This window comes from Enterococcus sp. DIV0712, from assembly GCF_050554855.1.
Classification (GTDB): Bacteria; Bacillota; Bacilli; order Lactobacillales; family Enterococcaceae; genus Enterococcus; species Enterococcus faecalis.
On sequence record NZ_CP187333.1, the window covers coordinates 1,851,970 to 1,878,364 of the forward strand.

The 26,395-nt window shown below is 36.8% G+C and carries 14 protein-coding genes; 3 read left to right on the forward strand and 11 right to left on the reverse strand.

Annotation, left to right across the window (positions count from 1 at the left end; translation table 11 throughout):
* Positions 1-172: 172 nt before the first annotated feature.
* Positions 173-2,314, forward strand: a complete 2,142-nt coding sequence (locus IGL42_RS08980) for a GH92 family glycosyl hydrolase (protein ID WP_002359883.1) — start codon at positions 173-175, stop codon at positions 2,312-2,314.
* Positions 2,315-2,354: 40 nt separating this feature from the next.
* Here IGL42_RS08980 and IGL42_RS08985 read toward each other — a convergent pair whose 3' ends face one another.
* The 8 genes from IGL42_RS08985 to IGL42_RS09020 form a co-directional block, all read right to left on the reverse strand.
* Entirely contained in the window at positions 2,355-3,836 is a 1,482-nt protein-coding gene (locus tag IGL42_RS08985; protein ID WP_002378518.1) for a response regulator transcription factor, read from the reverse strand.
* Positions 3,837-3,847: 11 nt separating this feature from the next.
* Positions 3,848-5,578, reverse strand: coding sequence for a sensor histidine kinase (locus IGL42_RS08990; protein WP_002356857.1), 1,731 nt, complete (start codon positions 5,576-5,578; stop codon positions 3,848-3,850).
* Positions 5,532-6,167, reverse strand: a complete 636-nt coding sequence (locus tag IGL42_RS08995) for a YesL family protein (protein ID WP_002362905.1) — start codon at positions 6,165-6,167, stop codon at positions 5,532-5,534. Before IGL42_RS08995 ends, IGL42_RS08990 begins: the two co-directional genes overlap by 47 nt.
* A 70-nt stretch (positions 6,168-6,237) precedes the next feature.
* Positions 6,238-7,704 carry an ABC transporter substrate-binding protein gene (locus IGL42_RS09000; RefSeq protein ID WP_002374428.1) on the reverse strand — a complete coding sequence of 489 codons (1,467 nt, stop codon included), beginning with the start codon at positions 7,702-7,704 and terminating at the stop codon, positions 6,238-6,240.
* 23 nt (positions 7,705-7,727) lie between these two features.
* Positions 7,728-8,651 (reverse strand): carbohydrate ABC transporter permease, encoded by a 924-nt coding sequence (locus IGL42_RS09005; protein ID WP_002359877.1) that lies wholly within the window; start codon positions 8,649-8,651, stop codon positions 7,728-7,730.
* 11 nt (positions 8,652-8,662) lie between these two features.
* A complete protein-coding gene (locus IGL42_RS09010) occupies positions 8,663-9,619 on the reverse strand; it encodes an ABC transporter permease (protein WP_002356852.1) in 957 nt (318 codons plus the stop codon).
* A gap of 538 nt (positions 9,620-10,157) precedes the next feature.
* Positions 10,158-15,461, reverse strand: a complete 5,304-nt coding sequence (locus IGL42_RS09015; protein WP_430604387.1) for an isopeptide-forming domain-containing fimbrial protein — start codon at positions 15,459-15,461, stop codon at positions 10,158-10,160.
* A gap of 473 nt (positions 15,462-15,934) precedes the next feature.
* On the reverse strand, positions 15,935-16,750 hold the full coding sequence (locus IGL42_RS09020) for a MerR family transcriptional regulator (RefSeq protein WP_025191859.1): 816 nt from the start codon (positions 16,748-16,750) through the stop codon (positions 15,935-15,937).
* 66 nt (positions 16,751-16,816) lie between these two features.
* Between IGL42_RS09020 and IGL42_RS09025 the strand changes: the two genes are divergently transcribed.
* Positions 16,817-18,544: an ABC transporter ATP-binding protein gene (locus IGL42_RS09025; RefSeq protein WP_010710601.1), complete on the forward strand. Its 1,728-nt coding sequence runs from the start codon at positions 16,817-16,819 to the stop codon at positions 18,542-18,544.
* Between the two features lie 52 nt (positions 18,545-18,596).
* On the forward strand, positions 18,597-20,375 hold the full coding sequence (locus tag IGL42_RS09030; protein ID WP_002388273.1) for an ABC transporter ATP-binding protein: 1,779 nt from the start codon (positions 18,597-18,599) through the stop codon (positions 20,373-20,375).
* Positions 20,376-20,428: 53 nt separating this feature from the next.
* On the opposite strand, the gene trpS is transcribed toward IGL42_RS09030, so the two are convergent.
* The 3 genes from trpS to IGL42_RS09045 all read right to left on the reverse strand — a co-directional run bounded on the left by trpS (position 20,429) and on the right by IGL42_RS09045 (position 26,353).
* Positions 20,429-21,433, reverse strand: a complete 1,005-nt coding sequence (trpS, locus tag IGL42_RS09035; protein WP_002356846.1) for a tryptophan--tRNA ligase — start codon at positions 21,431-21,433, stop codon at positions 20,429-20,431.
* 161 nt (positions 21,434-21,594) lie between these two features.
* The gene (locus IGL42_RS09040) at positions 21,595-25,374 is read right to left on the reverse strand and encodes an Ig-like domain-containing protein (RefSeq protein WP_002378521.1); all 3,780 of its coding nucleotides are present in this window, start codon (positions 25,372-25,374) and stop codon (positions 21,595-21,597) included.
* A 10-nt stretch (positions 25,375-25,384) separates the two neighbouring features.
* Positions 25,385-26,353, reverse strand: a complete 969-nt coding sequence (locus IGL42_RS09045) for a hypothetical protein (RefSeq protein WP_010710602.1) — start codon at positions 26,351-26,353, stop codon at positions 25,385-25,387.
* Positions 26,354-26,395 lie beyond the last annotated feature (42 nt).

Sequence of the window (26,395 nt, forward strand, 5' to 3'; positions counted from 1 at the left end):
TCCAATATCGATTCCTTATCCATTGTAACATGCTTGTCAATTCCCTCTTCAAATTGAATATACCAATTCGTTAAAAATAAATAAAAAAGCGAATAAATACGCTTTCATTTCTTGTTTTTTGTGCTATAATCAGCCTATATGATATATCATTTAAAACAAAGGAGCTACTTTCATGAATATTCAAGCGATTGATACGCGACACGGAACTGCCAACCAACATAGTTTTTCAAATGGAAATTGTCTACCCTATACTGGCGTGCCATTTGGGATGAATTTTTACGCCCCGCAAACAACTGACCAAAAAGGCAGCTGGTGGTTTCATCCAGAAGATCGAACATTTCAAGGCTATCGAGTAACGCATCAACCAAGTCCTTGGATGGGTGATTTTAGCCATTTATTAATGACCCCTGTCAGTGGTTCATTGTCGGAACTTTCTTTATTCCATGCCCAAAGTTCTTATCGTCCAGAAGAAAGCCTTTTTTCTCCTGTCGAAATTAACTTAACTCAATTACGCTATCAAATAACTTCTCAATTAATACCAAGCATGTATGGTGGTATCTTAACCATTGATTATCAACAAAAAGACAATCACTTACTACTAACTCTGCCTGGACGTTATCAAGTAAAACAATTAGATGACCATCAAGTGGCTGTAAAAGTCATCAACTATTCTGGTTGTGAAGATCCAGATTTTAGTTTTTATTTCGTGCTTCATTTTGAACAGCCTTTAACCAAATGGTTTGCCCCTTCTTCAGGTGAAGACGGCAAAATCCTTCTTTCTTTTGGAAATATTGCTCAACAAGTTGTTCATTTTAGTAGTTCATTTATTTCTGAAAAACAAGCGCAGTTAAATTTAGCGCGAGAAATCTCTTTGCGTTCTACTGAGATGCTGCAACAAGGAATCGCAGATTGGCATAATTATTTCGATCGCCTTAAAGTAACGCATGAAAACCCTGAACATACTAAAACGTTTTATCATACACTGTATCGAACATTCCTATTTCCGCAAACCTTTTATGAATTGGACGAAAATCAGCAGCCGATTCATTATGATACGTTCTCGCAAACGGTTCGTCCTGGTGTACTATATACCAATAATGGCTTTTGGGATACTTATAAAACGGTCTACCCATTGTTCTCACTAATTGCTCAAGAAAAATACGAAGAGATGCTAGAAGGCTTTTTAAATAGTTACAACGAAACAGGTTTCTTGCCAAAATGGTTATCTCCAGATGAGCGTGGTTTAATGCCCGGCACCTTGATTGACGCTGTCATTGCTGATGCCGCCGTGAAAAAGATTCGTCCTGACTTGATGCCTCAGTTCCTAGAAGCGATGAAAAAAGGCGCCACACAACAAAGCGAACGAGAAAATTATGGACGTCAAGGAACTCTGGATTATCTAAAATATGGCTATGTTCCTTCAACCTATCATGAATCTGTCAATCATACCTTAGACTATGCGTACAGTGATTTCTGTATTTCGCAAGTTGCAAAAACATTGAATGATTCAGAGACCGCAACGTTTTATCGTCAACAAGCCTTGAATTATCAACAACTTTTTAATCCTGAAACTGGCTTTATGCAAGCAAAGGATACTGAAGGCCATTTCCGTCCTGACTTTTTAGATATTCGTTGGGGCAAAGATTACGCCGAAGGAAGTGCTTGGCAATCAAGTTTTGCGGTTTATCAAGATTTTGCAGGTTTGATTAAGCTATATGGTAGCGAGTTAGCTTTCGAAAAAAAATTAATTCAGCTATGCAATCAAGCGCCTAACTTTAACGTTGAAGGCTATGGTTTTGAAATTCATGAAATGAGTGAAATGGCGGCAATTGATTTTGGTCAATTAGCCATCTCAAATCAACCAAGTTTCCATTATCCGTTTCTATTCAGCTACATCGGCAAACCAGAGATGGCTCAACCACTTTTAAAACAACTAATGCAAACATTTGATGCTTCACCAACTGGCTATCCAGGTGATGAAGACAATGGTAGCATGTCTGCTTGGTATATTTTTAATAGCTTAGGCTTTTATCCCGTCACACCAGGAACTGGTGAATATGTAATCGGGATGCCTTTAGTCCAGACGGCGGAAGTAAAACTGTCAAATGGTAAACAATTAACCATTCAGACATCACCAAACAAAGTCCAACAACAATTTATTCATGAAATTCAGTTAAACCAAGAAAAACATACTGCGCCTTATTTTACTCATCAAGAACTATTAAACGGCGGGACTTTAGATTATCAATTAGGGATCGTCCCGAATCCACAAACCACAGCAGAACGACCGTTTTCATTAAGTACGGAAAAATAATAAAAAGAAAGATGTTCATAAAAATTGAACATCTTTCTTTTTATTCTTCGACACCTGCGTAATTTGATTGGTATTGCTCTCGAAATTCTTTTGGCGTAATTCCATTTAATTTTTTAAACATTTTTGAAAAATAGTTGGTATTGTTAAATCCTACTTTTTCTGAAATTTCGTTGATTGTATCATCCGTGTACAATAATAATTTCTGGGCATGCTTGGTACGCACTTGATTCAAATATTGAGAAAAACTCCGCTTGGTTTCTTTTTTAAAAATTTGGCCTAAATAACTAGGGTTCAAATGAAGCTCATCCGCCACCGTTTTTAAGTTTAATTCTTCTAAATAGCCTTGTTCAATTCTTTCTACAGCTTGGCTAACACTTTCTGAATATTTTTTTATTTTAGGTTTATTTTTCACTTCTGCCAAGACTTGCTGCATTAACGCATACAGTGTATTAAGATTGTTGCTGGCTCGAATTTCTTCCACGATTTTTTCATAGTTTTCTTCTAACACAGTTGGATACTGACGCGAAATATCTGAAAAAAGTAAGAAGACTACATAGCGTACATATTCTGGCGTAGCGTGTTGTTGACTTAACTGATTGAAAATAGCATCTAATTCCCGTTGAATGGTCTGCATATCCCCAATCATCAAGGCTTGGTTAAACGCTAGAAAAGTAAAATCTTCTGCCGAACGATTCATTTGTTCTTTTTGATTATTTGGCAGAAATTCTTGATAAAACGTTTCAATTGCTTGCAACTGTTTTACTTTCTCATAACTTTCATAAACCGTTTCCCATTCATTGACAGATTCCCCTACAAAAATCTGACCTTGACCAGCTAGAATCGCTTCAATTTCACGAATAAATAAGAACGCTTCTTGTCTGGCCCCTTTATAGATAAGTAACAATTGGTGGTACGTACTCATCCAACTTTCAATGAATAACAGTTGGCCTTTTTTCATAAATAGTTCCTTGATTGTTTCTAAAAATGGCATCTCAGCTTCAACCAATAAAACGGTAAAATCACCTGGTTTTATAGTCGTAAATTGCTGCATTAACTCTTCGTATTCCCCTTCGCTGATTTCATCATTAAGCCAACGCATCAAGCCATTTTCTAGATATAGACGCACGCGGGCATGGGATTTTTTTTGTTGGTCCAATTCTATTTTAATTCTCTGGATATTGGCTAATAGTTCTTGTTTATTGACTGGTTTCAAAAGATAATCTTGGACCTGCAAAGCCATGCCTTTTTTGACGTAATCAAACTCTTGATAACCTGATAAAATTAAACTAATAAATTGATGTCCTTTTTTCTTTGCTTGCTCAATTAATTCGATCCCGCTCATTTCTGGCATCGTAATATCTGTTAATAAAACATCAATGGATTCTGTTTCTAAAAAAGCCAATGCTTCTTGCGCACTACGCGCTGTTTTAACAATTTCAAAGCCTAACTCTTGCCAAGGAATAATCCATTTTAAGCCTTCTAAAATCATATATTCATCATCAACAAACATCACTCGATACATCTTTTCACCCCTTATGCTACAAACGAAAGACGAATTGTCGTCCCTTCTCCTTCTTTCCCTTCAATGGTTAAACCATAACTCTCCCCAAAAAAGCGTTGTAAACGTTCATGAACATTTCTTAATCCAATGGATTGTTCCGTTTCTATTTCTGTTTGATTTAAACGTTCGCGAATTTCCTCTAACCGATTGGCGGTAATTCCTTTTCCATTATCTACAACAGCCACAATAATTTTTTCGCCTTCTCGGTAGGCGTGGACCTTAATAGCATTGTCTTGTCGTTGATAGTCAATTCCATGCACAAAATAATTTTCGACAAGCGGCTGAATGATAAACTTAGGAATTTCGACATCAGCAATTGTTTCTTCTATTTCGAACTTATAGGCAAATTGATCGGGATAACGCATTTGATACAAATACACATACTTTTCGCAAAATGAGATTTCCTCTGCCAAGGTCGTGGTTTTTTCTTGGTTAATATTATTCCTAAGTAACGTTGAAAAAGCATAGACAACATCAGCTAGTTCTTCTTGTTGCCGACTCAAGGCATACATACGAATATATTCCAACGTATTATAAAGAAAATGAGGATTAATTTGCGACTGTAACGCTCTCATGTGAGCATCGCGTTGCTTAATTTCTAAAGTATAAATATCGTGAATGTATTGATCTAAACTGTCTACCATAAAATTAATCGCGGAAGCAATATCATTCAACTCTTCCTGAACTTGATTCGTGTCAATTCGTTCTTTTAAATTGCCATCGCCAATGGCTCGTGTCGCTTCTAAAATTAATTGGACTTGTTGAGAATAGCGTTTAAATAGGCGATTTAAGCCCACTAATAAAATAACAATCAAAAGTAACCCAATCCCTAAAATGGCCGCATAATTCATAAACAATTGTTGAAATAAGACTCGGCGGCTTGTTAATAAGAGAATGGTACTCCGGCCACTGCTTTCTATTTCCGTAATATCGTAGCGATTATGAAAAACCTGTTGAATGTCACTATCGGTGTGCATTCTTTTATCTAGTTGCCGCTCTTCTTCTTTGGTAAATTGCGCTTTTTCAGAAAAAATTTGATTCCCAGCACTATCATAGATAAACGCATTAATACCTGATTTTTTCAATAAGTCTGCTTGGTTGCCTAGCAATTCTTGACTTGAAAACACAGTGTACAATTCTCCCAGTGGTTGTCCTGTATAAGGATCGGAGATAATTCGCATTAGTTGAAAGCCATGTTTTTTAATTGATGACATATCCATTTTTTTTCCATTTGTAGCTGTGCGATTGGCGAACAAAACCTGATCAAATTCATCTAAGCGAATAATCACTTCTTCTAAGTCAGGAAAGGTGCTAAATAATGTACTTAAATTATTTCCAAAGTGGGTACTGACCCGATCTTCCGACCATTGACTGTAAGTATAGTCAAAATACTCAGGAGGAGAAAGTTCCATATATTTTCGCATGTTTTCAATTTTACTTGCAGAGCCAGCTAATTCATTAATCATATTCGTCGCTGCATTATTTTTATTCGTTACATAGCTGTCAATTTGGGAAACGGCGTTATTTTTTTGTGAATCAATTGATAAGTTAATTGTATAAGTAACATAAACGCACAAAGCAGCCACCGTTAACAAAATAATACTTGTTAACAGTAGACTGTATTTTTGTACTAATCGATTTAATAAATATTTTTTTTTAAACAGTTTTTTGAAGATTCGCTTCATTTTGTTCCAACTTTCCATCAATAAACTGGCGATTTTTGCGCGTGACATAGGCACACCACATCATAATTAAGGCAAACGAAGCAAATAGTAGCAGTCCTTTCATTTTCCAAGTTAAAGCAACGATACTAATTACACCGAATAAGACTTTAAAAAATACACCGAGGTTTAAAAAGATACTGATAAATGAAAGCTTCATTAAATCAATAGTTGAGATAAAATAGCTTCCTTCATATAGTAGCATATAAATGTAAAAAATAACGAGTATTAGGGAAACAAAAAATAAAATAAATGTAATAATTAACCACATTATTCCGGTAAATTGAACGGCTAAATAAATATTATAAAAAACAAATCCTAAAGTGAAGAGAAAAAGTAAAAAATAACAGTTACTTCTTTTAAAATGTGCTTTCCATGATTCAAATGCTCGTTTAACGGTGATTGCTTGATAATTCATGCCCTCTTCCAAAATGAAATCAGTCATCATTTGGAGTGCTGGACCAACACCAAAAATAATCCCTCCAGCTAAACTAAATAAAACAAACAGTAAATTTAGTTTGATTACTGTCCAGGAAAGGTAAAACAACCGTTGAATCCCTGTACTTTCCATCTTCCTCTTCCTTTCTATTATGTAAAAGGCTAAGCCAAAAGCGCTCAGCTAATGCCTCAGCCTCCTGTGATTATTTTTGAGATTGGATATATTCGTCTAATTGTGTTTGCATTTCTTTTTGAACTTTATCCCAGCCAGCTGTTTTTAGGTCATCCATTAATTTTGGAAGTGTTTCTTCTGGATCAACAGTTCCTGTATTTAAGCTTGCTGCGTAACGGTTCATAACTGTAGCAACGTTAGTGATTTCAGTTTTCACTTTATCATTTACAAAAGTAAAACCAAGAATTGGTGAATCTTTTGCTTCTTCGATGCTCTTATCACGTTCTTTAACCATTTCTTCAGTGACAGATTCTTCTGGCCAAATGATTAAGTTGTTTCCTGTGTTCCAAGCACTCAAATGAGTTGTTGGTGTGTAATCTTTCAATAATTTCACGCGATCATCGCCAACTTTTTCATATTGTTTGCCTTCTTCACCATAAACAAGTCCGTTTAACAATTCTGGATTGCTGTTTAATAAACCTAACAATTCAACAGATTTTTCTTTGTTTTTAGACGTATTTGCAACAACATAGTTAGCCATTTGCGCTTGTGCTGTTGTTTTTAATGGTTCTGTTAGTGGACGAGAAACAAGTGGTTTGCCAGCAGCTTGTGTTAAGATTGTATCACCATAATCCATAGGTCCTTGTGTTTCTTGACGCATGAACCAAGTATTGGTATTTAAGTCATATGGTGTTGTACTTGTAGCAGCATCTGTTGGAATCAAGCCATCTTTATACCATTGATGTAAGACTTTTAAGTTATTAATCATGTCTTTGTCGGCATATTGGTTAATAATTTTTGGTGAGCCATTATCAGTTGTTTTTACTGCAAATGGATATTGGTTACCAATAGGGAAGTCATAATTACCTGTTGCAAAGAATGTTTGGCCGATAGCAAAAGCAGCAATATTTGGTTCTTTTTTATGGAATTCTTTTAGAACTTCCGTTGCACTTTCATAACTACCATCGACTTTACTAATATCTAAATTGTATTTATCGACATATTCTTTATTAAAAGTTAAAACTTGTTGACCGTAAGAGTTACCTAAAATTGGGAACGCATACAGTTTTCCATTGATCGTATTTCCTTTAATATAGTTATCTGGTAATTGATCATAGGCTTCTTTGGCATATTTAGGTGCTAAATCAGTTAAATCAGCATAGGCGCCTTTTTGTGCATTCGTTGCATAATTTTGTGCTAATGAAATATCATAGCTTTCACCAGAAGCAACGATTGTTGACATTTTTTGGTCCCAATCGCCCCAACCAACAAATTCCATTTTTAATTTTGCCCCAATTTTTTTCTCGATAATTTTATTCGCATTATCGATTAATTGGTCATAATTATCTGGTTTGTCCCCAACACGATACATTAATAACGTTGGTGTACTATCATCACCTTTTGACGCTGCATCTTTTGAAGATTTACCGCACGCGCTTAATCCTACAGCTAAAGCTGCTGCGCCAGCTACGGCTAATCCTTTTTGCCATTTTTTCATTCCTTATTTCCTCCTGTACAATTTTATTCTTTCACGCCGCCGATTGTTAAACCACCCACGAAATATTTTTGGAAGAATGGGTAAGTTAACGCAATTGGTAACGTAGATAAGACAACAATCGCCATTCGAGCCGATTCACTTGGTAGAACGCCTAATCCTTCTTGTGCTGCTGCACCCATATCCGTACTTCTTGATAAGAACTCTAAGTTGTTTTGAATTTTCATCAATAAATACTGTAATGGTACCAAGGTATCTTTTTGAATGTAAAGTAACGCATTGAACCAATCGTTCCAATAACCCAAAGCCGCAAACAAACTAATTGTGGCAATCCCTGGAACGGCTAGTGGTAACACAATGCTGACAAAAATGCGCATTTCACTTGCGCCATCAATACGTGCCGATTCAATAATACTGTCAGGCACGGTTTTCTTGAAAAACGTTCGCATCACTAAAATATTAAATGGTCCTAAAGCTAAAGGCAAAATTAACGCCCAAATTGTATCTTTCAATTGCAATAAGTTTGTCATTACTAAATAGTTCGCAACCATCCCTGGTGAAAATAACATTGTAATTAACGCAAACAATGTAAAGAATTTTTTAAATGGAAAGTTGGAACGAGAAATGACATAGGCATATAATGACGTCATTGTTGCATTGACAATCGTCCCTGTCACCGTAATGAAGACCGTTACCCCTAAGGCATGAATAATGCGTTGACTCATTGCCCCTTGGAAAATGTAACGATAGGCCTCCAATGAAAATTCTTTTGGCCAAAACCGGTAGCCGTTTGCTGCTAATGATCCTTCACTTGTCAATGAAATCATAATAACAAAGAAAAACGGAACCACACAGGAAATAGCAAAAATAGCAATGACAATATTGAAAATCAAATTCGCTGTCGGGTTGAAGGATCGAACGTTAACGCTAGTGACTTTTTTCTTTTTCATAATCCTTCCTCCTAAAATAGTGCTGAATCTGGTTCAATTCGACGAACAACTAAATTCGCAATTAATAACAAACATGCCCCAACGACAGATTGATATAACGCTGCAGCTGCCGTCATGCCTACATCACCAGTAGCCGTTAAGCCATTGTAAATATAGGTATCTAACACACTTGTCACGTTGTAAAGCGCACCTGAGTTTCTTGGTACGATGTAGAACAAACCAAAGTCTGCTCTGAAGATACCGCCGATGTTTAAAATTAATAAAACAGACATCATTGGTAAAATTTGTGGAATCGTAACATTTTTTATTTGTTGCCATTTGTTGGCACCATCTACCATCGCTGCTTCATAGTATGTCGGATCAATCCCCATCACAGAAGCATAGTAGATAATACTGTTGTAGCCTAGACTCTTCCAAACATTTAGGAAGACAAAAATTACTGGCCACCAACGTGGATCTGCATACCAGTTAATCATTGTGCCGCCATTACCAGTAATCCATTGATTCAAAATCCCTTTATCTGGACTTAAAAAGGCATAAACAAAATAGTTAATAACCATCCAAGATAAGAAATATGGTAGCAATGACATCGTGTGATAAACTTTAACCAAGCGACGATTTCTTAATTCACTCATAATAATAGCAAAAGCAATCGCGAAGAATAAGTTAAAGGCTAAAAAGACGACATTGTACAAAATGGTGTTTCTAGTAATTAACCAAGCATCTTTTGACGCAAATAAAAATTTAAAGTTTTCAAAACCAACCCAAGGACTTTCTCTTAGACTAGCTAAGAAACCATCTGGTGAAATATGAAAATCTTTAAATGCGACCACATTGGCTAAGACTGGTATATAGAAGAAAAATATAAACCAGATAAATCCTGGTAACGCCATAAGGATTAAGGCCTTATAACGCCATACATTTTGAAAAAACCCGTTTTTCTTCTTCATTCGTTTCGCTCCTTTCATAAATATAATAGCGTTTTCATAATATCTTTTTAAGGAACAAATTATAGGATTTGAGAAACAAATTATAGATTTTGTGTCATTTTAAGGTAAAAATTTACCGAAATGACTGTTCTTTGTGAAAACGTTTATCTGATATTTTTTTTACAACTGTTTAAGAACCTTAAAAACAATTGGCTAAACCTCACTCATAAAGCGATTTTGCTAGCGTGTATTTGTTTTATAAAATCTGAGAACTTGATAGTTTCACAAAGGATATCCTCTAATTATTTTTGAGGAGGACTATTTTTGAATTTTATCCGTAAAAAACACTAGAGCAATTCGTTTAATTGTAGTTTATTTTTTTGCAGTTTTAATGCAAGCTGGTTCTTTATTATTACTAGCTATTTCACTACTATTTTTCTATTTGCCTTTATGCACACACAATATGTTGAATTTCTTGTTATAAATCAAAAAGAGTTGACGACATAGGTCATTTTGACTTATGTCGTCAACTCTTAAATTTTCAGCTAATTAGTCGTTCTAAAACAATCGATTTTGTTTACTCCTCTTTTTCTTTGATTCTCTTTATAACATAGAGAATTAATACAATTAAGATCAGTCCTACACCCAGATACGCAAATATTTTTTGGACTTTTTCTCCTGTTTTTGGTAAATAGGATGATTTAGACGTTTCTTTCTTGTTTATGGCAATTTCATTTTTACTATTTTTTGTAGGTTTGTTCTGGTCTGTAACAACTTTTTTTGTTTCCTTTTTATTTTTCGCTGGTTCTTCAGGCGTAATGGGCACTTCTGGTTCTTCGGGTGGATTGATGCCATCATCTACTTTGGCTTTGTTGAGAATTGTTTCGCCCGCTTTCGCTTCTTCGTTAACGATCACTTTGAAACGAATACTCCGTTCTTTCATATCGGTGATACTTGGGTATTCCGCTGTGATTGTGCCGTTGGCTTCTTTCAAGCTGGTAGGTTTTGGTTCATCACCGACACTTGTTAGGCTATCTTTGACATACGTCAGTCCTTTTGGTAGTTGGTCTGTGATAACTACTTTGTTTAGGACACCATTTTCGATGGTGTTGCGGAAGCTAATTGTGTACTCGATAGTTTCGCCTAGTTTTGGTTTGGCGTTATTAACGGTTTTTGTTGCGGCTAGTTTGCCTGCGTTCGTTTCTGGTACCACAGGCACCTCTGGTTCTTCGGGTGGATTAACTGTGTCATCTACTTTGGCTTTGTTGAGAATTGTTTCGCCCGCTTTCGCTTCTTCGTTAACGATCACTTTGAAACGAATACTCCGTTCTTTCATATCGGTGATACTTGGGTATTCCGCTGTGATTGTGCCGTTGGCTTCTTTCAAGCTGGTAGGTTTTGGTTCATCACCGACACTTGTTAGGCTATCTTTGACATACGTCAGTCCTTTTGGTAGTTGGTCTGTGATAACTACTTTGTTTAGGACACCATTTTCGATGGTGTTGCGGAAGCTAATTGTGTACTCGATAGTTTCGCCTAGTTTTGGTTTGGCGTTATTAACGGTTTTTGTTGCGGCTAGTTTGCCTGCGTTCGTTTCTGGTACCACAGGCACCTCTGGTTCTTCGGGTGGATTAACTGTGTCATCTACTTTGGCTTTGTTGAGAATTGTTTCGCCCGCTTTCGCTTCTTCGTTAACGATCACTTTGAAACGAATACTCCGCTCTTTTGTATCGGTGATACTTGGGTATTCCGCTGTGATTGTGCCGTTGGCTTCTTTCAAGCTGGTTGGTTTTGGTTCATCACCGACACTTGTTAGGCTATCTTTGACATACGTCAGTCCTTTTGGTAGTTGGTCTGTGATAACTACTTTGTTTAGGACACCATTTTCGATGGTATTGCGGAAGCTGATTGTGTACTCGATTGCTTCCCCTAGTTTTGGTTTGGCGTTATTAACGGTTTTTGTTGCGGTTAGTTTGCCTTCTTTCGCTTCTGGTACTACAGGCACCTCTGGTTCTTCTGGTGGATTGATGCCATCATCTACTTTGGCTTTGTTGAGAATTGTTTCGCCCGCTTTGGCTTCTTCGTTAACGATCACTTTGAAACGAATACTCCGTTCTTTCATATCGGTGATACTTGGGTATTCCGCTGTGATTGTGCCGTTGGCTTCTTTCAAGCTGGTTGGTTTTGGTTCATCACCGACACTTGTTAGGCTATCTTTGACATACGTCAGTCCTTTTGGTAGTTGGTCTGTGATAACTACTTTGTTTAGGACACCATTTTCGATGGTATTGCGGAAGCTGATTGTGTACTCGATTGCTTCCCCTAGTTTTGGTTTGGCGTTATTAACGGTTTTTGTTGCGGTTAGTTTGCCTTCTTTCGCTTCTGGTACTACAGGCACCTCTGGTTCTTCTGGTGGATTGATGCCATCATCTACTTTGGCTTTGTTGAGAATTGTTTCGCCCGCTTTGGCTTCTTCGTTAACGATCACTTTGAAACGAATACTCCGTTCTTTCATATCGGTGATACTTGGGTATTCCGCTGTGATTGTGCCGTTGGCTTCTTTCAAGCTGGTTGGTTTTGGTTCATCACCGACACTTGTTAGGCTATCTTTGACATACGTCAGTCCTTTTGGTAGTTGGTCTGTGATAACTACTTTGTTTAGGACACCATTTTCGATGGTATTGCGGAAGCTGATTGTGTACTCGATTGCTTCCCCTAGTTTTGGTTTGGCGTTATTAACGGTTTTTGTTGCGGTTAGTTTGCCTTCTTTTACTCGAGGTGTGATTGGTTCTTCGGGTGTAATGGGTACCTCTGGTTCTTCGGGCGGATTAACTGTGTCATCTACTTTGGCTTTGTTGAGAATTGTTTCGCCTGCCTTGACTTCTTCGTTAACGATTACTTTGAAGCGAATACTCCGCTCTTTTGTATCAGTGATACTTGGGTATTCCGCTGTGATTGTGCCGTTAGTTTCTTTCAAACTGATTGGCTGGGGCTCATCACCGACACTTGTTAGGCTATCTTTGACATACGTCAGTCCTTTTGGTAGTTGGTCTGTGATAACTACTTTGTTTAGGACGCCGTTTTCGATGGTGTTGCGGAAGCTAATTGTGTACTCGATTGCTTCCCCTAGTTTTGGTTTGGCGTTATTAACGGTTTTTGTTGCGGCTAGTTTGCCTGCGTTCGTTTCTGGTACCACAGGCACCTCTGGTTCTTCTGGTGGATTAACTGTGTCATCTACTTTGGCTTTGTTGAGAATTGTTTCGCCCGCTTTCGCTTCTTCGTTAACGATCACTTTGAAGCGAATACTCCGTTCTTTCATATCGGTGATACTTGGGTATTCCGCTGTGATTGTGCCGTTAGTTTCTTTCAAGCTGGTTGGCTGGGGTTCATCACCGACACTTGTTAGGCTATCTTTCACATACGTCAGCCCTTTTGGTAGTTGGTCTGTGATAACTACTTTGTTTAAAACGCCGTTTTCGATGGTGTTGCGGAAGCTAATTGTGTACTCGATTGCTTCCCCTAGTTTTGGTTTAGAGTTATTAACGGTTTTTGTTGCGGTTAATTTGCCAGTTACTTGTTCGTCCGCAATTTTCGCTTCTACTATATTAGAAGTTTCGTTGACTTTTGCAGATGTTAAAATATCTACTGCCTCAACGGTTGCGCTATTAGGCACTAATTCATTTGCTTTTGCTCGTTCATTTATCCGCGCTTTAAATTCGTAAATTGTTTCAGCTGTATCAGCTTTGTAGCTACCTCCTTGTGTAGCAGTTGCACCATTGCCGACACGGACTATAATTTGTTTATTGGTTTCATCATATTCAGCTTGATCATCGCCTGAAGCATCCGTTTTTTCACCAGAATTTGGTCCACTAATAATTTTTAAAGAGCCTGGCAAATAATTTAAGCGACCATCTAGTGCATCCTTCGAGACTGAATTTATCGCTTCTGAATCAGCTTTTGTATTTTTTAGTGAGACACGATACGTGATTGTTTCACCAACTTTGTAAGTTTCTTTTGGTTCCACAATTTCTTTCTTAATTTCAAATTCAGGCGTTTCTGCGTTTACAGCAAAACCAATCGCATTCGTAGAATAATCGTCACCACTACTTGTTGTTCTAAAATTAATTTGGTTTTGTCCAGCATTTAAAACACCTTCGGGAATTGCCATACGATCGATATCAATATCTAAAAAATTAGGATGATCCGGCGCAAATTTCCCTGGATACTTGTCTACCATATGTTCATCGTTATCTGTCACAGTTGCGTTCATAGCATTGTTAACTGGATTGAGCGTGTTCGAAATATTTACCCAAGTTCCTGCGCTATTTTTAATTTGTGCGTTGTCTCCAGTCCAGTATTTATCTCCTTGAACAGTAAACCAGGTCACAATTGGATCAAGATTTCCTTGTTTTGCTGTTAAAAAGTTGCTCATAGTAAATTCATTATTGGTTCCAGCAGCATTACCACGTGCTCCATAGTAAATACTAAAAGCTCTTGACTTACTTGCCTGATCCTTTGTAACAACAAACAAACTCCAACCACTAAAGTTATAATATTGATATTGACCATTTAAACTACTTGTCATAGGAATATCTGCCAACGTATAACTCCCTGTCGCACTTTTATCCCCTTGTAAAATTGAAGTTACATCTGCATAATTAGAAAATCCAGTGTTATTGTACCCGAAACGTTGTCCTGGGTTTGTTGCATCTTGATCGATACGATGGTACCTTTGGGGCGAAACACGCTGTACGGTTCCATTTGGTGTAGTAAATTGAACTGGTGCACTAATTTCTTCATCAGAAAGATTTGTTCCGTAAGCAGGGCCTTTATATCTAGATGCACTCCAAAATAAGCCCGCCCAAGCAATCTCTTTTGCACCATTTAAATCAATATAAGCCCGACTAGAGTTATACGTATTTGGATCATTGTCAACATCTGCAAATTCTAAAGGAAAATTGTTAATTGCATAACCACTACTTGCTCCTCGTGTGTTTAAAAATGTTTGTGCAGCCGCCGTATTTTCATTCGCAATTTTTAAGTTGGTATTTCCCGTTGAAAAAAGTTCTCCTTTATGAACGCTTTGATAAATCGGTGTATTAAACCCCCGACCAGGTGTTGGTGGCACTAACGGACCAGTAGGTTGCGCCTTTAATGGAGGTTGCTCAGGACTTTCGGTAGCCTGCGTTAGTGCTGTCTCTTGAATACTTTCTATCGCCTTTCCTGCTTCAGGCTTTGTTTCGTTACTAGTAGTTGCGGTCATTTCATTTGTAGAAGAGGCTGTTTTGTTTGCCTGATTTTCTACTTTTGTTTCTGAAGTTTCCTGTTTTTCCTTCGAAACCGACTCTTTATCTGCTAGTATATCTTTACTAGGTAAATCAATTACTAGTGTTCCTTTTTCATTATCTTCTATTAGTACGCTGACCAATAACTTGTTCGACGCTTTTGTAGTTATTTGCCCATTTATGGTAATCTTTCTTGTCGAATTTGGTTGAAGGTTAAGCAGTTTAATATCGGTTGTTTGATCTTTCTCATTTGTTTCAACCTTTGCTTGTTCTTCTAAAGACGTAGGTCCTCGCTCTTCACTTAAAGTATCTAAAACAAATTTGATTGGACTATCATTGGTATTTTTTTGTTTTAAAATGAGATCTTTGATTGGTACATCTCGCGTATTTGTTACTTCGTAAGTGACCGTTTTAATATCTTCTTGAGACGATGTATCTTCTATTTTCCCTATTACTTTGAGCCCGTCTTTTTCAACAGTCTTCTCAGCATCACTTGTTACTTCTTGAGCAAATGCGTTCATCATTGGTAACAAATTTAAAATAAACAGCATGGTAATCATAAGGTAACTCACAAAATTTTTAACTGCTTTATTCATTTACATTCTCCTTCGTTCTTTTCATTTACTTAAACAAATCATCTTCAAACAACTTTTACAATTACTAATTGTTTCTCAACATCCACCTCCATAAAATACTTTTCAACCTTCAATTCTTTCTTTATTTAGCTACAACAACTTTTTTTAACGTACGATTTTCCGTTTCTCCTTATAATCAAAAAGTAACACATTATATTAGCTAAAAAAAGAAAAAAACCCGATATTTCAACAAAAAATCGTGAATTAAATAACACGTTTTATATGAAGCAAATATATTGACTTTCCCTAAAAAAATACAAATATAGGTAAGTTCTAGCTTTAAGAGTAATTTTTTTATTGTTTTCCCTTTAATAACATTCGTTCTAAATTGTTTTAAAAACTAAAACTTTTTTCATGTAATTTTCATTACATTTACCAAAAAAAGAAACTAGCTTAGCTACATTTGCTATTGCTAGTTCCTTTTTTTAATTGTTTTACTTTTCCCCTAAAATTTCAATCCAACCATAATAATATTCAATATATTGATTTTCCTCTTCTAGTTGTGTCAAGATATGCTCTCCGACAACGATGCCTGTTTCAAATCCTTGTTTTGCTAAACGCTTTTTTACTTCTTCGATATTATTCAAACGGGTATCTTGTGTATTGACTTTTAAAATAAAGCCTTTGTATTGGCTACTTGATTCTTTGAGCCAAATCACTTTGTCTAAACTTTTTTTATTCACATGATTTGCCAAACAAATCCCATACGTCAGTTCATTGGATTCACTTAAATCCCCGTAAATACCTAAAGTTGAAATGTGTTCCATGTAAACTTTCATCTCTTCTGGATCCTCAATATCAACAACAACAATTTTATCAAAAGGAATTGGTTCATCTGAAAAAAACAATGTTTCTAAATCAATTAACGCATGTAAATGTAATTTTCTTTTCTTGATTTCTTTGTATTTATGTTGAAGCCTTTTTATTTCTTGCCCCAGTTGTTCTTCTGTTGCTTCCATGGTGGCATAGAGATCGGTAGGTGTCTTTTTATATAAATTCAACATATCTTTGATAGGAATCCCCATTTTTCGATAAAAATCAATATCATATATTTTGAACAAATCTTCTAAATCAAAGGTTCGATATCCGTTTTCTTCATTGCGTGTTGTACTAATCAACCCTTGCTCGTCCCAATAACGAATCGTGGACTTAGGGATATTTAACAACTCAGAAACATCTTTTATTGTGTAATTTTTTTCCATACTGTTCCCTCCATCAAAAAGTTTAGCATTTCTACTGTTGACATTCAAGTTACTTGAACGTGTACAATGACTCTTTGTAACAGCTAAAACGGTATTGTTTAAGGAGGAAATTTCATGAAATTAATGAAAGAGTTTATTAAAGAAAATAAATGGATTGTTCTTGCGACAACTTTAACCATCTGTTTGCAAATCGCAGGAACCCTTGGCGTCCCTAAATTAGTTGGCAAGTTGATTGATGTGGGCATCGTTAGCGGTGACCAACAAGTAATTAAAACGATTGGCATACAAATGTTTCTTGTGGCATTCATTGGAACAATTGCCGCAATTATTTCTAGCTATTTGTCTGCTTTAGTAGCTGCTAAATTTGGTTTTCAAGTTAGAGGATTGTTCTTTAAAAAATTTCAACAATTCTCGATGAAAAATGTTGATAAGTTTGGTTCAAATTCTTTGCTAACTAGAATGACCAACGATGTAGATAATGTTCAAACAATGATTGTGCTATTTTGCCAATTAATCTTTCCAGCGCCTATTATTAGTTTATTTGCCTTAGTGATGACATTTTCTTATTCAGTTTCACTCGCTTGGGTAACATTGGCTTCCATCGTATTTTACTTAGTCGTTGTTTATTTTTTAATGAAAAAAGGTACCCCTTTATCTTTAAAAATTCAACCAAAAATGGATCGAATTACTACGACTTTACGAGAGTTCTTTACTGGAATTAATATGATTCGTGCGTTCAATAATCAAGATTTTGAAGAGCAGCGAACCAATCAAACATTTAAAAATTATGCTGAACGCATGAGTAAAGTGAATCAAATCTTTGCTTGGATTACTCCCGTTGCCTTTTTATTAATGGGCGTTGTGTACGCCTCTATTTTGTGGTTTGGTGGTAATTTAGTTGCAGTAGGCACCCTAGAAATTGGCACCGTTACAGCTGTGATTGAATATACGCTTCTAACTTTGGCCTACTTAATGATCGCGGCTATGGTATTAGTTGTCATTCCACGGTCCGTTGCTTCCTTGAATCGCTTGCAAGAAGTTTTGTCAGAAGAAATTGAAATTAGCGATCCTCACACTGAAGCAACCATTGCTTATCATCCTGAGAAAGCCTTGATTTGCTTCGATCACGTCACGTTTCAATACACAGAAACAGCTGATCCTGTTTTAGAAAATGTTAGTTTTGTCATTCCTAAAGGAAAAACAACGGCGATTGTTGGTGCAACTGGCGCTGGTAAAAGTACTTTAGTTAAGTTACTTTTACGAATAAATGATGTAACAGCCGGCACGATTAGCTATTCTGGCACAGATATCCGCTCATTATCTCAGCAAACGATTCGCCAAGTCATCAGTTATGTGCCACAAAAAGCCTTTCTTTTCAGTGGGACAATCTTATCAAACTTATTAATGGGAAATGCCAAAGCAACTACAGAAGAAATAAGAACGGCACTAGAAATTTCACAATCTTCTGAATTTATCGATTCCTTACCACAAGGGATTGAAAGTTTCGTAGCACAAGGCGGGTCCAACTATTCTGGTGGTCAAAAACAAAGAATGTGTATTGCACGAGCCTTAATCAAACCGGCAGACGTTTATATTTTCGATGATAGCTTTTCCGCATTAGATTACAAAACTGATGCCGCTCTACGTGCCGCTTTACATGCACAAATGTCGGACAAAACTTTACTCATTGTTGCTCAACGGTTAAGTACAATCATGAACGCTGACAATATTATCGTCCTAGATGAAGGAAGGATTGTTGGTCAAGGCACCCACGCTGATTTACTTACCACTAATAGCTATTACCAAGACTTTGCTAAATCGCAAGGTATCTTACCCAAGTAATTAAAGAAAGGATGTGACTGCTTGAAAGAAAGTTTTCTTTTCAAGCCATACAATGAAAAAAACAATGAATCTTCAAAGCTTTAAACGTTTCTGGAAAATGATTAAACCTGAGCATCCAATCTTTTATGGTCTAATGATCTGCAGTTTAATTGGAAACTTATTAATTGTTGCCATGACCTATATTATGGCAATCGGGATTGATAACCTCTTAGAAGCTATCAAGCGTGTCGGGCTCAAAGGTATGACACTTCCTTTAGTTGAAGAAGCGCTCTTAGGTCCCGTCTTACTTTTAATTCTCTTTTCAATCATTAGTAGTATCACTTCTTTTATTCAGGAACGAGCAATGGCTTCTTTAAGCGAACGGGTTACTTTAAGAATTAGAAAAGAAGTGACAAAAAAGTTTAAAACTTTACCAATGGCCTTCTTTGACAATCACCAAGTGGGCGATATCATTAGTCGTTCAACAACTGGCTTAAACCAATTGTCACAAGTTCTTTTAACAGGCATCAACCAATTTTTCACTTCCGTCGTGACTATCCTTTTTGCAGGAATTATGTTGTTCTATATTGATGCAAAATTAACCATTTTAGTGTTGCTGCTAATTGGCGGCAGTACTTTCATGACGACAAAAATCGCGAATAAAAACAAGGTGTTTGCTGATCAAAGTCAAGCTGAATTAGGTCAATTAAATAATAAGATGGAAGAATATTTAGCAGGAAATTTGGTCACAAAGACCTTTAATCAACAGCAAAATGCTGAAAAAACAATTGCTGCTGTTAATCAACAACATTATCGTGCCTTTAAAAAAGCACAGTTTCTAAATTTTGCGATTTATCCAGCTATTCGTTTTATTAATCAGTTGGCTTTTATTATTAGTGCTATCTTAGGCGCAATGCTCGTTTTATCTGGTGGTATTACGATTGGTTTCTTGCAAGCGTATTTGCAATATATCAACCAAATTTCTGAGCCGATTTCTACCGCTTCTTATGTCATTAACTCAATTCAAGCAGCGATGGCTTCCATTGATCGGATTTTTGTTATCTTAGATGAAGCTGATGAACAGCCAGAAGCAACTCATTTAGAAACTATTTCTTCTCCTAAAGGAGCCATTGAATTTAAAAATGTTCAATTTGGCTACACACCAGAAAAAATTTTAATGAAGAATGTTGATTTTTCTGTTCAACCGAAAAAAACAGTGGCCATTGTAGGACCCACCGGCGCTGGTAAAACAACATTAGTCAACTTATTAATGCGTTTCTATGAAATAAATCAAGGTGCCATTACTTTTGATGGGATTGATATTACGAAACTTTCTCGACAAAATCTAAGAAATTTATTTGGCATGGTTTTACAAAACACTTGGCTATTTGAAGGAACCGTAGCAGATAATATTGCCTATGGAAAAAAAGATGCTTCTCGTGAAGAAATAATTGAAGCAGCTAAAATTGCTCAATGTGATCATTTTATTCGGACCCTTCCTCAAGGATATGACACAATTATTTCTAGCGAAAATGGTGCATTATCACAAGGGCAACAACAGTTATTAACCATCGCCCGAATCATTTTAGCAAATCCGCCCGTTGTTATTCTCGATGAAGCAACTTCGAGTGTGGACACACGAACAGAAGCCCATATTCAAAAAGCGATGGAAACTGTCACAGAAAATCGAACAAGCTTCGTTATCGCTCATCGATTATCCACGATTGAAAATGCTGATTTAATTTTAGTGATGAAAAATGGCGATATTATTGAAAAAGGAACGCATCAGGAACTATTACAAGCTCCGACTCTTTACGCCAGCTTATATAATAGTCAATTTCAAACCACTTAAAAAGAACTGGAACAAGTCATTCTTCTTTTGACTCGTTCCAGTTCTTTTATTGCTTAGAAATATTGAATTCCCATTGCTTTTTTGACTTCTGTTAAGGTTTGTGCTGCCACTTTTTCAGCAGCAAGACTTCCTTTATGCAACATTTCCATAATCGCTTCTGGATTTTTAGCCAGCTCTTCACGACGTCGACGAATCGGTGCGAGTTCTTCTTCTAAGACATCAATTAAGTAACGTTTAATTTTCACATCTCCTAAACCGCCATGACGATAGTGCTCTTTTAATTCTTCAATATATTCTTTCTCTTTCCCAAAGACATCCAAGTAAGTAAAGACCATATTTCCTTCAACTTGTCCTGGGTCCTCTATACGAATATGATTTGGATCGGTATACATACTCATTACTTTTTTCTGTACCACTTCAGCTGGATCTGAAAGATAGATACCATTGCCTAAAGACTTACTCATTTTTCCGTTGCCATCAATTCCTGGCAAGCGTCCCATGCCTTTTGGTGGTAACACAGCTTCCGGTCTAACTAAAACTTCACCGTACGTCTGATTAAAACTATGCACAATTTCTTGCGCTTGTTCCAACATTGGTTTTTGGTCTTCCCCAACTGGGACTAAGTTCGCTTGAAAGGCAGTAATATCAGCAGCTTGTGAAACGGGATAAATAAAGAATCCTGTCGGAACACCTTCCCCAAATTTTTTTTGCTCAATTTCTGCTTTGACCGTTGGATTCCGACGAACACGTGACGTGGTCACTAAATTTAGATAGTACATTGTTAATTCAGCTAACTGTGGAATTTGCGATTGGATAAAAATTGTTGTTTTCGTAGGGTCTAAACCAACTGCTAAATAGTCCAAAGCAACTTCTAAAACATTGGCTGAAACTTTTTCGGGATTTTTTGCATTATCTGTCAATGCTTGTAAATCTGCAATCATGACAAATAATTGATTTGTAGGGTCTGCTTGCATTTCTACTCGTTTTTTTAAGGAACCTACGTAATGTCCTAGGTGCAATTTACCAGTTGGACGATCACCTGTTAAGATAGTATTCATTGTCTACACACCTTTATCGTTTACTTTCATTTATTATTTTACCTTGTTTTAAAAAGAATGAATAGTAGGCAATAGAATATTTATTGATTCTAGATAATCGAAGAGACTAGAAAGATTGCAAGGTACAGCAATTCTTGTTCCAGTCTCTTCAAACAGTTTATTTATTTTGTGACTTTAATTGAAAATTGTGCAGTCACTACCGGTAAAACTTTGCTTGTTACTTTGATTTGATAATTTCCTGCAGCAGTCGTTGCTTCTGTCCTAATCAGACCGTTTTCATCTACACTTACTGTATTGCCAGCATCTGGTGTAACCAACTCATACGTTACTTGCGAGCTCCAAGCATCCGTTTCTGTGTGCGGCGCTTGACCAATCACTTTAGATTGAATTTGATAATTTTCGCCTGATTTTATAGTGGCTGTTTCTGTAGCAAATTGAATTCTTTCAGGAATCGCATGAGTTTGCACGACTTGGAAAATTTTTCGTTCATCAGGATTCGCAATTCCTATTTTTTCTTCTACTGCAGCAGGGAACTGGTAAGTACCTGGCGGGCTACTTGGCGAATAATTACTAACATCGTCATCCCAAGAAATAACCTTCAATTTCGTTTCGCTACCATCATCTAATTTTGCAATTACTTCAGTTGGCAAATTCAGTTCGCCTCGCGAGGTGCCTGTTAATCGATCCAGCGTAGGCAATTCCTTGAATCCAACAATATGTTTAGCGGTGACTTTTACATTGGCAATAATTGGCATTGAGACACCTGCTGCTCGTCCTACAACAGTGAATGTTCCTTCTTTTTGATAAGAAGATGCTGGAACTTCTGACCAATTGACAGTCACTTCTCGTTGTGAACCATCCGAATAAAAAATAGTTGTTTTTTCTGGTAGATTAGGGGCTTGACCCGCTTCTGTCGTGACCTCAATCGACTCATGTTTGACTTCGAAAACATTCGATAAAACAATTTTAGGAGCTAAACTATCCTCTGTTAGCTGTTGACCAGTTGGCAAGGTCAATTTGCCTGCTAAAAAGTCTTGATAGGCCTTTTGTGCGCCTTCTTTTGAAAAAGCATCAAACCCAGCATTATCAGAATCATAACCAGGCAAACGACTGTCTGTAATCGCTAATAAGAAACTTAACTTGGCTGGAATTTTCTCACCACTTTGAATTAGCTTCCGTAGATAGTTACTAATATCAATAGAGATTGTATTTTGATTATTCATAATTGAGCTATTTGTAAAAGATTGTCGAGCAATAAATTCTTCATTTGGTACATTTAAATTATTTGGACCATTGTTCCAAGTAATGGTGTTACTCATCCAATTAGTATCTGTTCCATAAACATCTACTTGGAACTGCGTATTTTTCAAACGTTCATCATTTGTATTTCCAGCACCATTCCACGCATCATAACGCATCACATTTAGTTCTAAATTGGCACTTTTTAGTGATTGATAGTTCTTCAATTCTTGTGTATCAATTTCAACGTAAATCCGGCGATTATACCCCGCAGAACTAGCATTTTTTAATTTTAATGCGTAATTGCCCGTATAGTTTACTCCATAAGGATATTTATAGGCGTCTCCTGAACTAATGGCAGCGGTACCGCCTGCTATAGCAGAGTATGCTCGGTTACCATCACTCTTTTGAACATAGGCAGTTTGAGCTGTTTTTAGTTTAACGGTGTCTTTTCCTTCACCAAGTTCACCCTCAAAAGAGACCTTGGCTGTTACTTTGACAGCATCTATCGGTAAGCCGATAACTGTTGCTGCAACTTCAACTGTGCCTGCTGTATTAATTTTTTCTTGAGGGATTGCTTCCCATTGTAACTTAAATTCTTTTTTGCCTGTCGCAACCACTTCTTCATTAACGACTTCTTCGTACGTTAGTTCAACTTGCTCTGGCAAATTAGGATACACACCTGTTGCCGAACTAATTTCTAACACTTGATTTTGATAACGAATACTTTTTTCAATTGTGGATGCTTGTTGCGCACCAATATCTAAAACTTTATTTTTCAAGCTATTTCCAAAGAAGTCTTCGGCCGCACTGTTCACTTCCGACAAGCCTTTACCAATCGCTGGAGAGGTTTCTTTTAACTGGAACATTTGTGCTCGCTGACGTAAGCGTTCTTTAGAAGTAAATTCAACCACATTATCTTTTGTTGGTTTCAATGTCGTAAATTCTTGCTCTGCCAACTCTTTCACTTTTTCAGGGTTATCTGTGATTTCTAATTGTGGTTTTTCAAAAATGTTTCCACTTGATACTAATTTTTCAACAGTTGCACCACTTTTTTCTGTAGCAATTTCTTTTGGCCAAATAACATTATTTTTGAAATATTTTTCTGGATTATCGACCATTTTACGTTCAATTGGTTGTGTCCCATTTGTTGGATAATTAGATAAGAATTTTAATTGTCCGGTACCTTCTTTGTATAAAATATTATTGTAAAAATTGGCTACTGTACCACTGTTGTCAGAACTATTTCCTTCACCAAATAATGATGTTGAAATGCCGTCGCCAACATAAATCGTATTATTGTGGATAGTTGGCATTGCCGCTCCATCATTTTTCACCCAATAATGGAAAATGCTTTGTTCTTTATAATTGTAGCCACCAGCTCCGCCTGGATTGTCTTTACCTGTTCCTCGGTTACCACCGCCGTCATTAGCTGAGATATTGTACCGAATAACCGAATTTTTTTGATCAGACATAAGCAATAAAAAGCCGCCAGTATTATGATGTGAATAGTTATATTGATAAATAACATTGTTTGACTGCATGTCCACATCATAAGCTTCGGCATCGTTAAATCCATATTTGATTCCGTATACTTCGTTATATTGGAACAGTCCGTCATCTACAGACATTGCCCAAACGCCCGCGTAATTTTGTGTACCATAATCAGCATTGCACATTCGGACAGCAACATTTCCTTCGACGACTCCGCCACTTTTGGCTTCTGACAAGACAATCCCGTCGCCAGCAATATCTTCTAAATAGTTATTACGAATCGTAATATTAGAAAACGTTTTGTAGAAAGTGTTGCCTCTTGAGGTATCTGAATCAGCTTTTGTTCGAATTCCTTCAAGTCCCACTCGTTGAATCACATTATTTTCAATCAAAATATCATTAAATCCAGTCGTTGTTCGATGATCATTGGCTGCCGTTACTACATTGCCATTCTCATCAAACCAACTTCCTAAAACAATAATTCCACCTACCGCTTTTAATCGTTTGGTTGCAGTATTCCCACTTAGATTCAAATAATATTCTGTTTGAACATCATGAACATAGTTATTCCTTATCGTGACACTATTGAACGTTCGATTTTGTTCATATCCTAGTACTAATATCCCCGCTCTTTGAGCATCTCCTGGTTTCTTATAGCCTTCGAGATTATCTAGCTCTGGTGTATTTGTCACTTCTAAATTTGAAATATCCCAATATTCTTGGTTCACTAACTGCACGGCCCCTGAGATTGCACGTTTGAAAGTCCCTGTGCTGTAGGTGCCACCACCGTTAATAATCGGACGCCGTGTTGTTTCAAAAATGGTTTCTCCTTTGTCATTCGTATCATAAAAATCAATGACAATCTTTTGTGCCGCTGTCCCATTCCCTTTTGGATGCAACAATTGGTTATTCCAGGTACTTTGCGCATTCAGCAGAAGATGGTCGCCTGGCTGAAACTCCGTCTGATTCACTTTTTCAAAATCACGCCAAGCACTGGCTGGAGACTGCCCATCATTGGCATTATTTCCTCCTTCCCCATCCACATAGTAGGTCGTCCCACTTTGAGCGACACCTACTGAACGAAAAAGTAACGGTTGATCACTCACTGTTTCCCCATAAGCAGGAAGACTAAATAATTGAAGCTGGGAAAAAACAAGCAAAATAGAAAGGAAGATGGTTACACTTTTAAAATACGCTTTTTTTCTCATTTTCTGCTCCTTAACTGTTTTTATTTTGATAATTTTGAAAAAACTTTTCTCTGTCTTTCTCCAACAAGTCTACTTTGGTTGCTTGTTGATACGTAGCTAATTTCTCTTTGTAGCGTGTGTTGATATAGGCATTTTTGCCAAATTGTGGTGCTTCTTCAAACTGTAAAAGTTGCCCTCCTTCCTTATTAAAAATATAAAAGTATTGGTTTTCGTGGTATCCTTTCACCACGGTACCAACAGCTTTTTCACTAAGAATCTCCCCAACAGACAACGAATAAATATCCTCTTTTTGGATTTCTGCACTCTTCAATTGATACGATTCAATAACAAGATTAGGTAATTTATTTTGCCACTCCAATAACGTCTCCTCATAAGATAGATTCGGAGAGATTGCTTCGGCTATTTTTTCTAATTCTGCTTGCTTACCTGAAAAAGTTGGAATTTCAATTGCTTCAACAAAGTAATCGGTCTTTTTATATTTATCATCCAATTGCTCAAAGGCCTGCCGCAATTCTTTTTGCGTTGGCTTTTCTTTCTCCATTAATTTCTCTTTTATTTGGTCCTGTAATTGTTGATCTTTTGCATCTAAAAATTGCCAGAGCGTTAAACTGCTCTTTTGGTCTTGCCATTCTTTTTTTTCTTGCCCAAATGTTTGTGAGTGGGCTATTTCTAACTCCGTTGCCAGCTGTTTAATCATTTTATGTTGTACTAAATCCTCCGTTGCAACCTTCAGTAGTTCCTGAGTGGGTGATTTTCCGTTATACGTTTTGCGCCAGAAATTTTTCCCAAACGAAGTTAAATTATTCTGATCAGAGAATTGCTTCGCTACACGATTCATATTTTTATCGCCATAAACAATTAATTCTTCGACTTGGATTGCTTCGTTATTAATCATACTTTGCTGGCTGGTAGTAAAAATAACGACCACAAAAATAGCACCTATCAAAAAGCTACTTAAAATAATTATTTTTTTCTTCATTCGTTCGCTCCCTCCACTTTAATAAACAAGGCAAGAACAAAA

What these genes read in the sequence shown, in the direction of transcription:
- IGL42_RS08980 (WP_002359883.1), top strand. Translation starts at nt 173, where the DNA reads ATGAATATTCAAGCGATTGATACGCGACACGGAACTGCCAACCAACAT.
- IGL42_RS08985 (WP_002378518.1), bottom strand. Translation starts at nt 3,836, where the DNA reads ATGTATCGAGTGATGTTTGTTGATGATGAATATATGATTTTAGAAGGC.
- IGL42_RS08990 (WP_002356857.1), bottom strand. Translation starts at nt 5,578, where the DNA reads ATGGAAAGTTGGAACAAAATGAAGCGAATCTTCAAAAAACTGTTTAAA.
- IGL42_RS08995 (WP_002362905.1), bottom strand. Translation starts at nt 6,167, where the DNA reads ATGGAAAGTACAGGGATTCAACGGTTGTTTTACCTTTCCTGGACAGTA.
- IGL42_RS09000 (WP_002374428.1), bottom strand. Translation starts at nt 7,704, where the DNA reads ATGAAAAAATGGCAAAAAGGATTAGCCGTAGCTGGCGCAGCAGCTTTA.
- IGL42_RS09005 (WP_002359877.1), bottom strand. Translation starts at nt 8,651, where the DNA reads ATGAAAAAGAAAAAAGTCACTAGCGTTAACGTTCGATCCTTCAACCCG.
- IGL42_RS09010 (WP_002356852.1), bottom strand. Translation starts at nt 9,619, where the DNA reads ATGAAAGGAGCGAAACGAATGAAGAAGAAAAACGGGTTTTTTCAAAAT.
- IGL42_RS09015 (WP_430604387.1), bottom strand. Translation starts at nt 15,461, where the DNA reads ATGAATAAAGCAGTTAAAAATTTTGTGAGTTACCTTATGATTACCATG.
- IGL42_RS09025 (WP_010710601.1), top strand. Translation starts at nt 16,817, where the DNA reads ATGAAATTAATGAAAGAGTTTATTAAAGAAAATAAATGGATTGTTCTT.
- IGL42_RS09030 (WP_002388273.1), top strand. Translation starts at nt 18,597, where the DNA reads ATGAAAAAAACAATGAATCTTCAAAGCTTTAAACGTTTCTGGAAAATG.
- trpS (WP_002356846.1), bottom strand. Translation starts at nt 21,433, where the DNA reads ATGAATACTATCTTAACAGGTGATCGTCCAACTGGTAAATTGCACCTA.
- IGL42_RS09040 (WP_002378521.1), bottom strand. Translation starts at nt 25,374, where the DNA reads ATGAGAAAAAAAGCGTATTTTAAAAGTGTAACCATCTTCCTTTCTATT.
- IGL42_RS09045 (WP_010710602.1), bottom strand. Translation starts at nt 26,353, where the DNA reads ATGAAGAAAAAAATAATTATTTTAAGTAGCTTTTTGATAGGTGCTATT.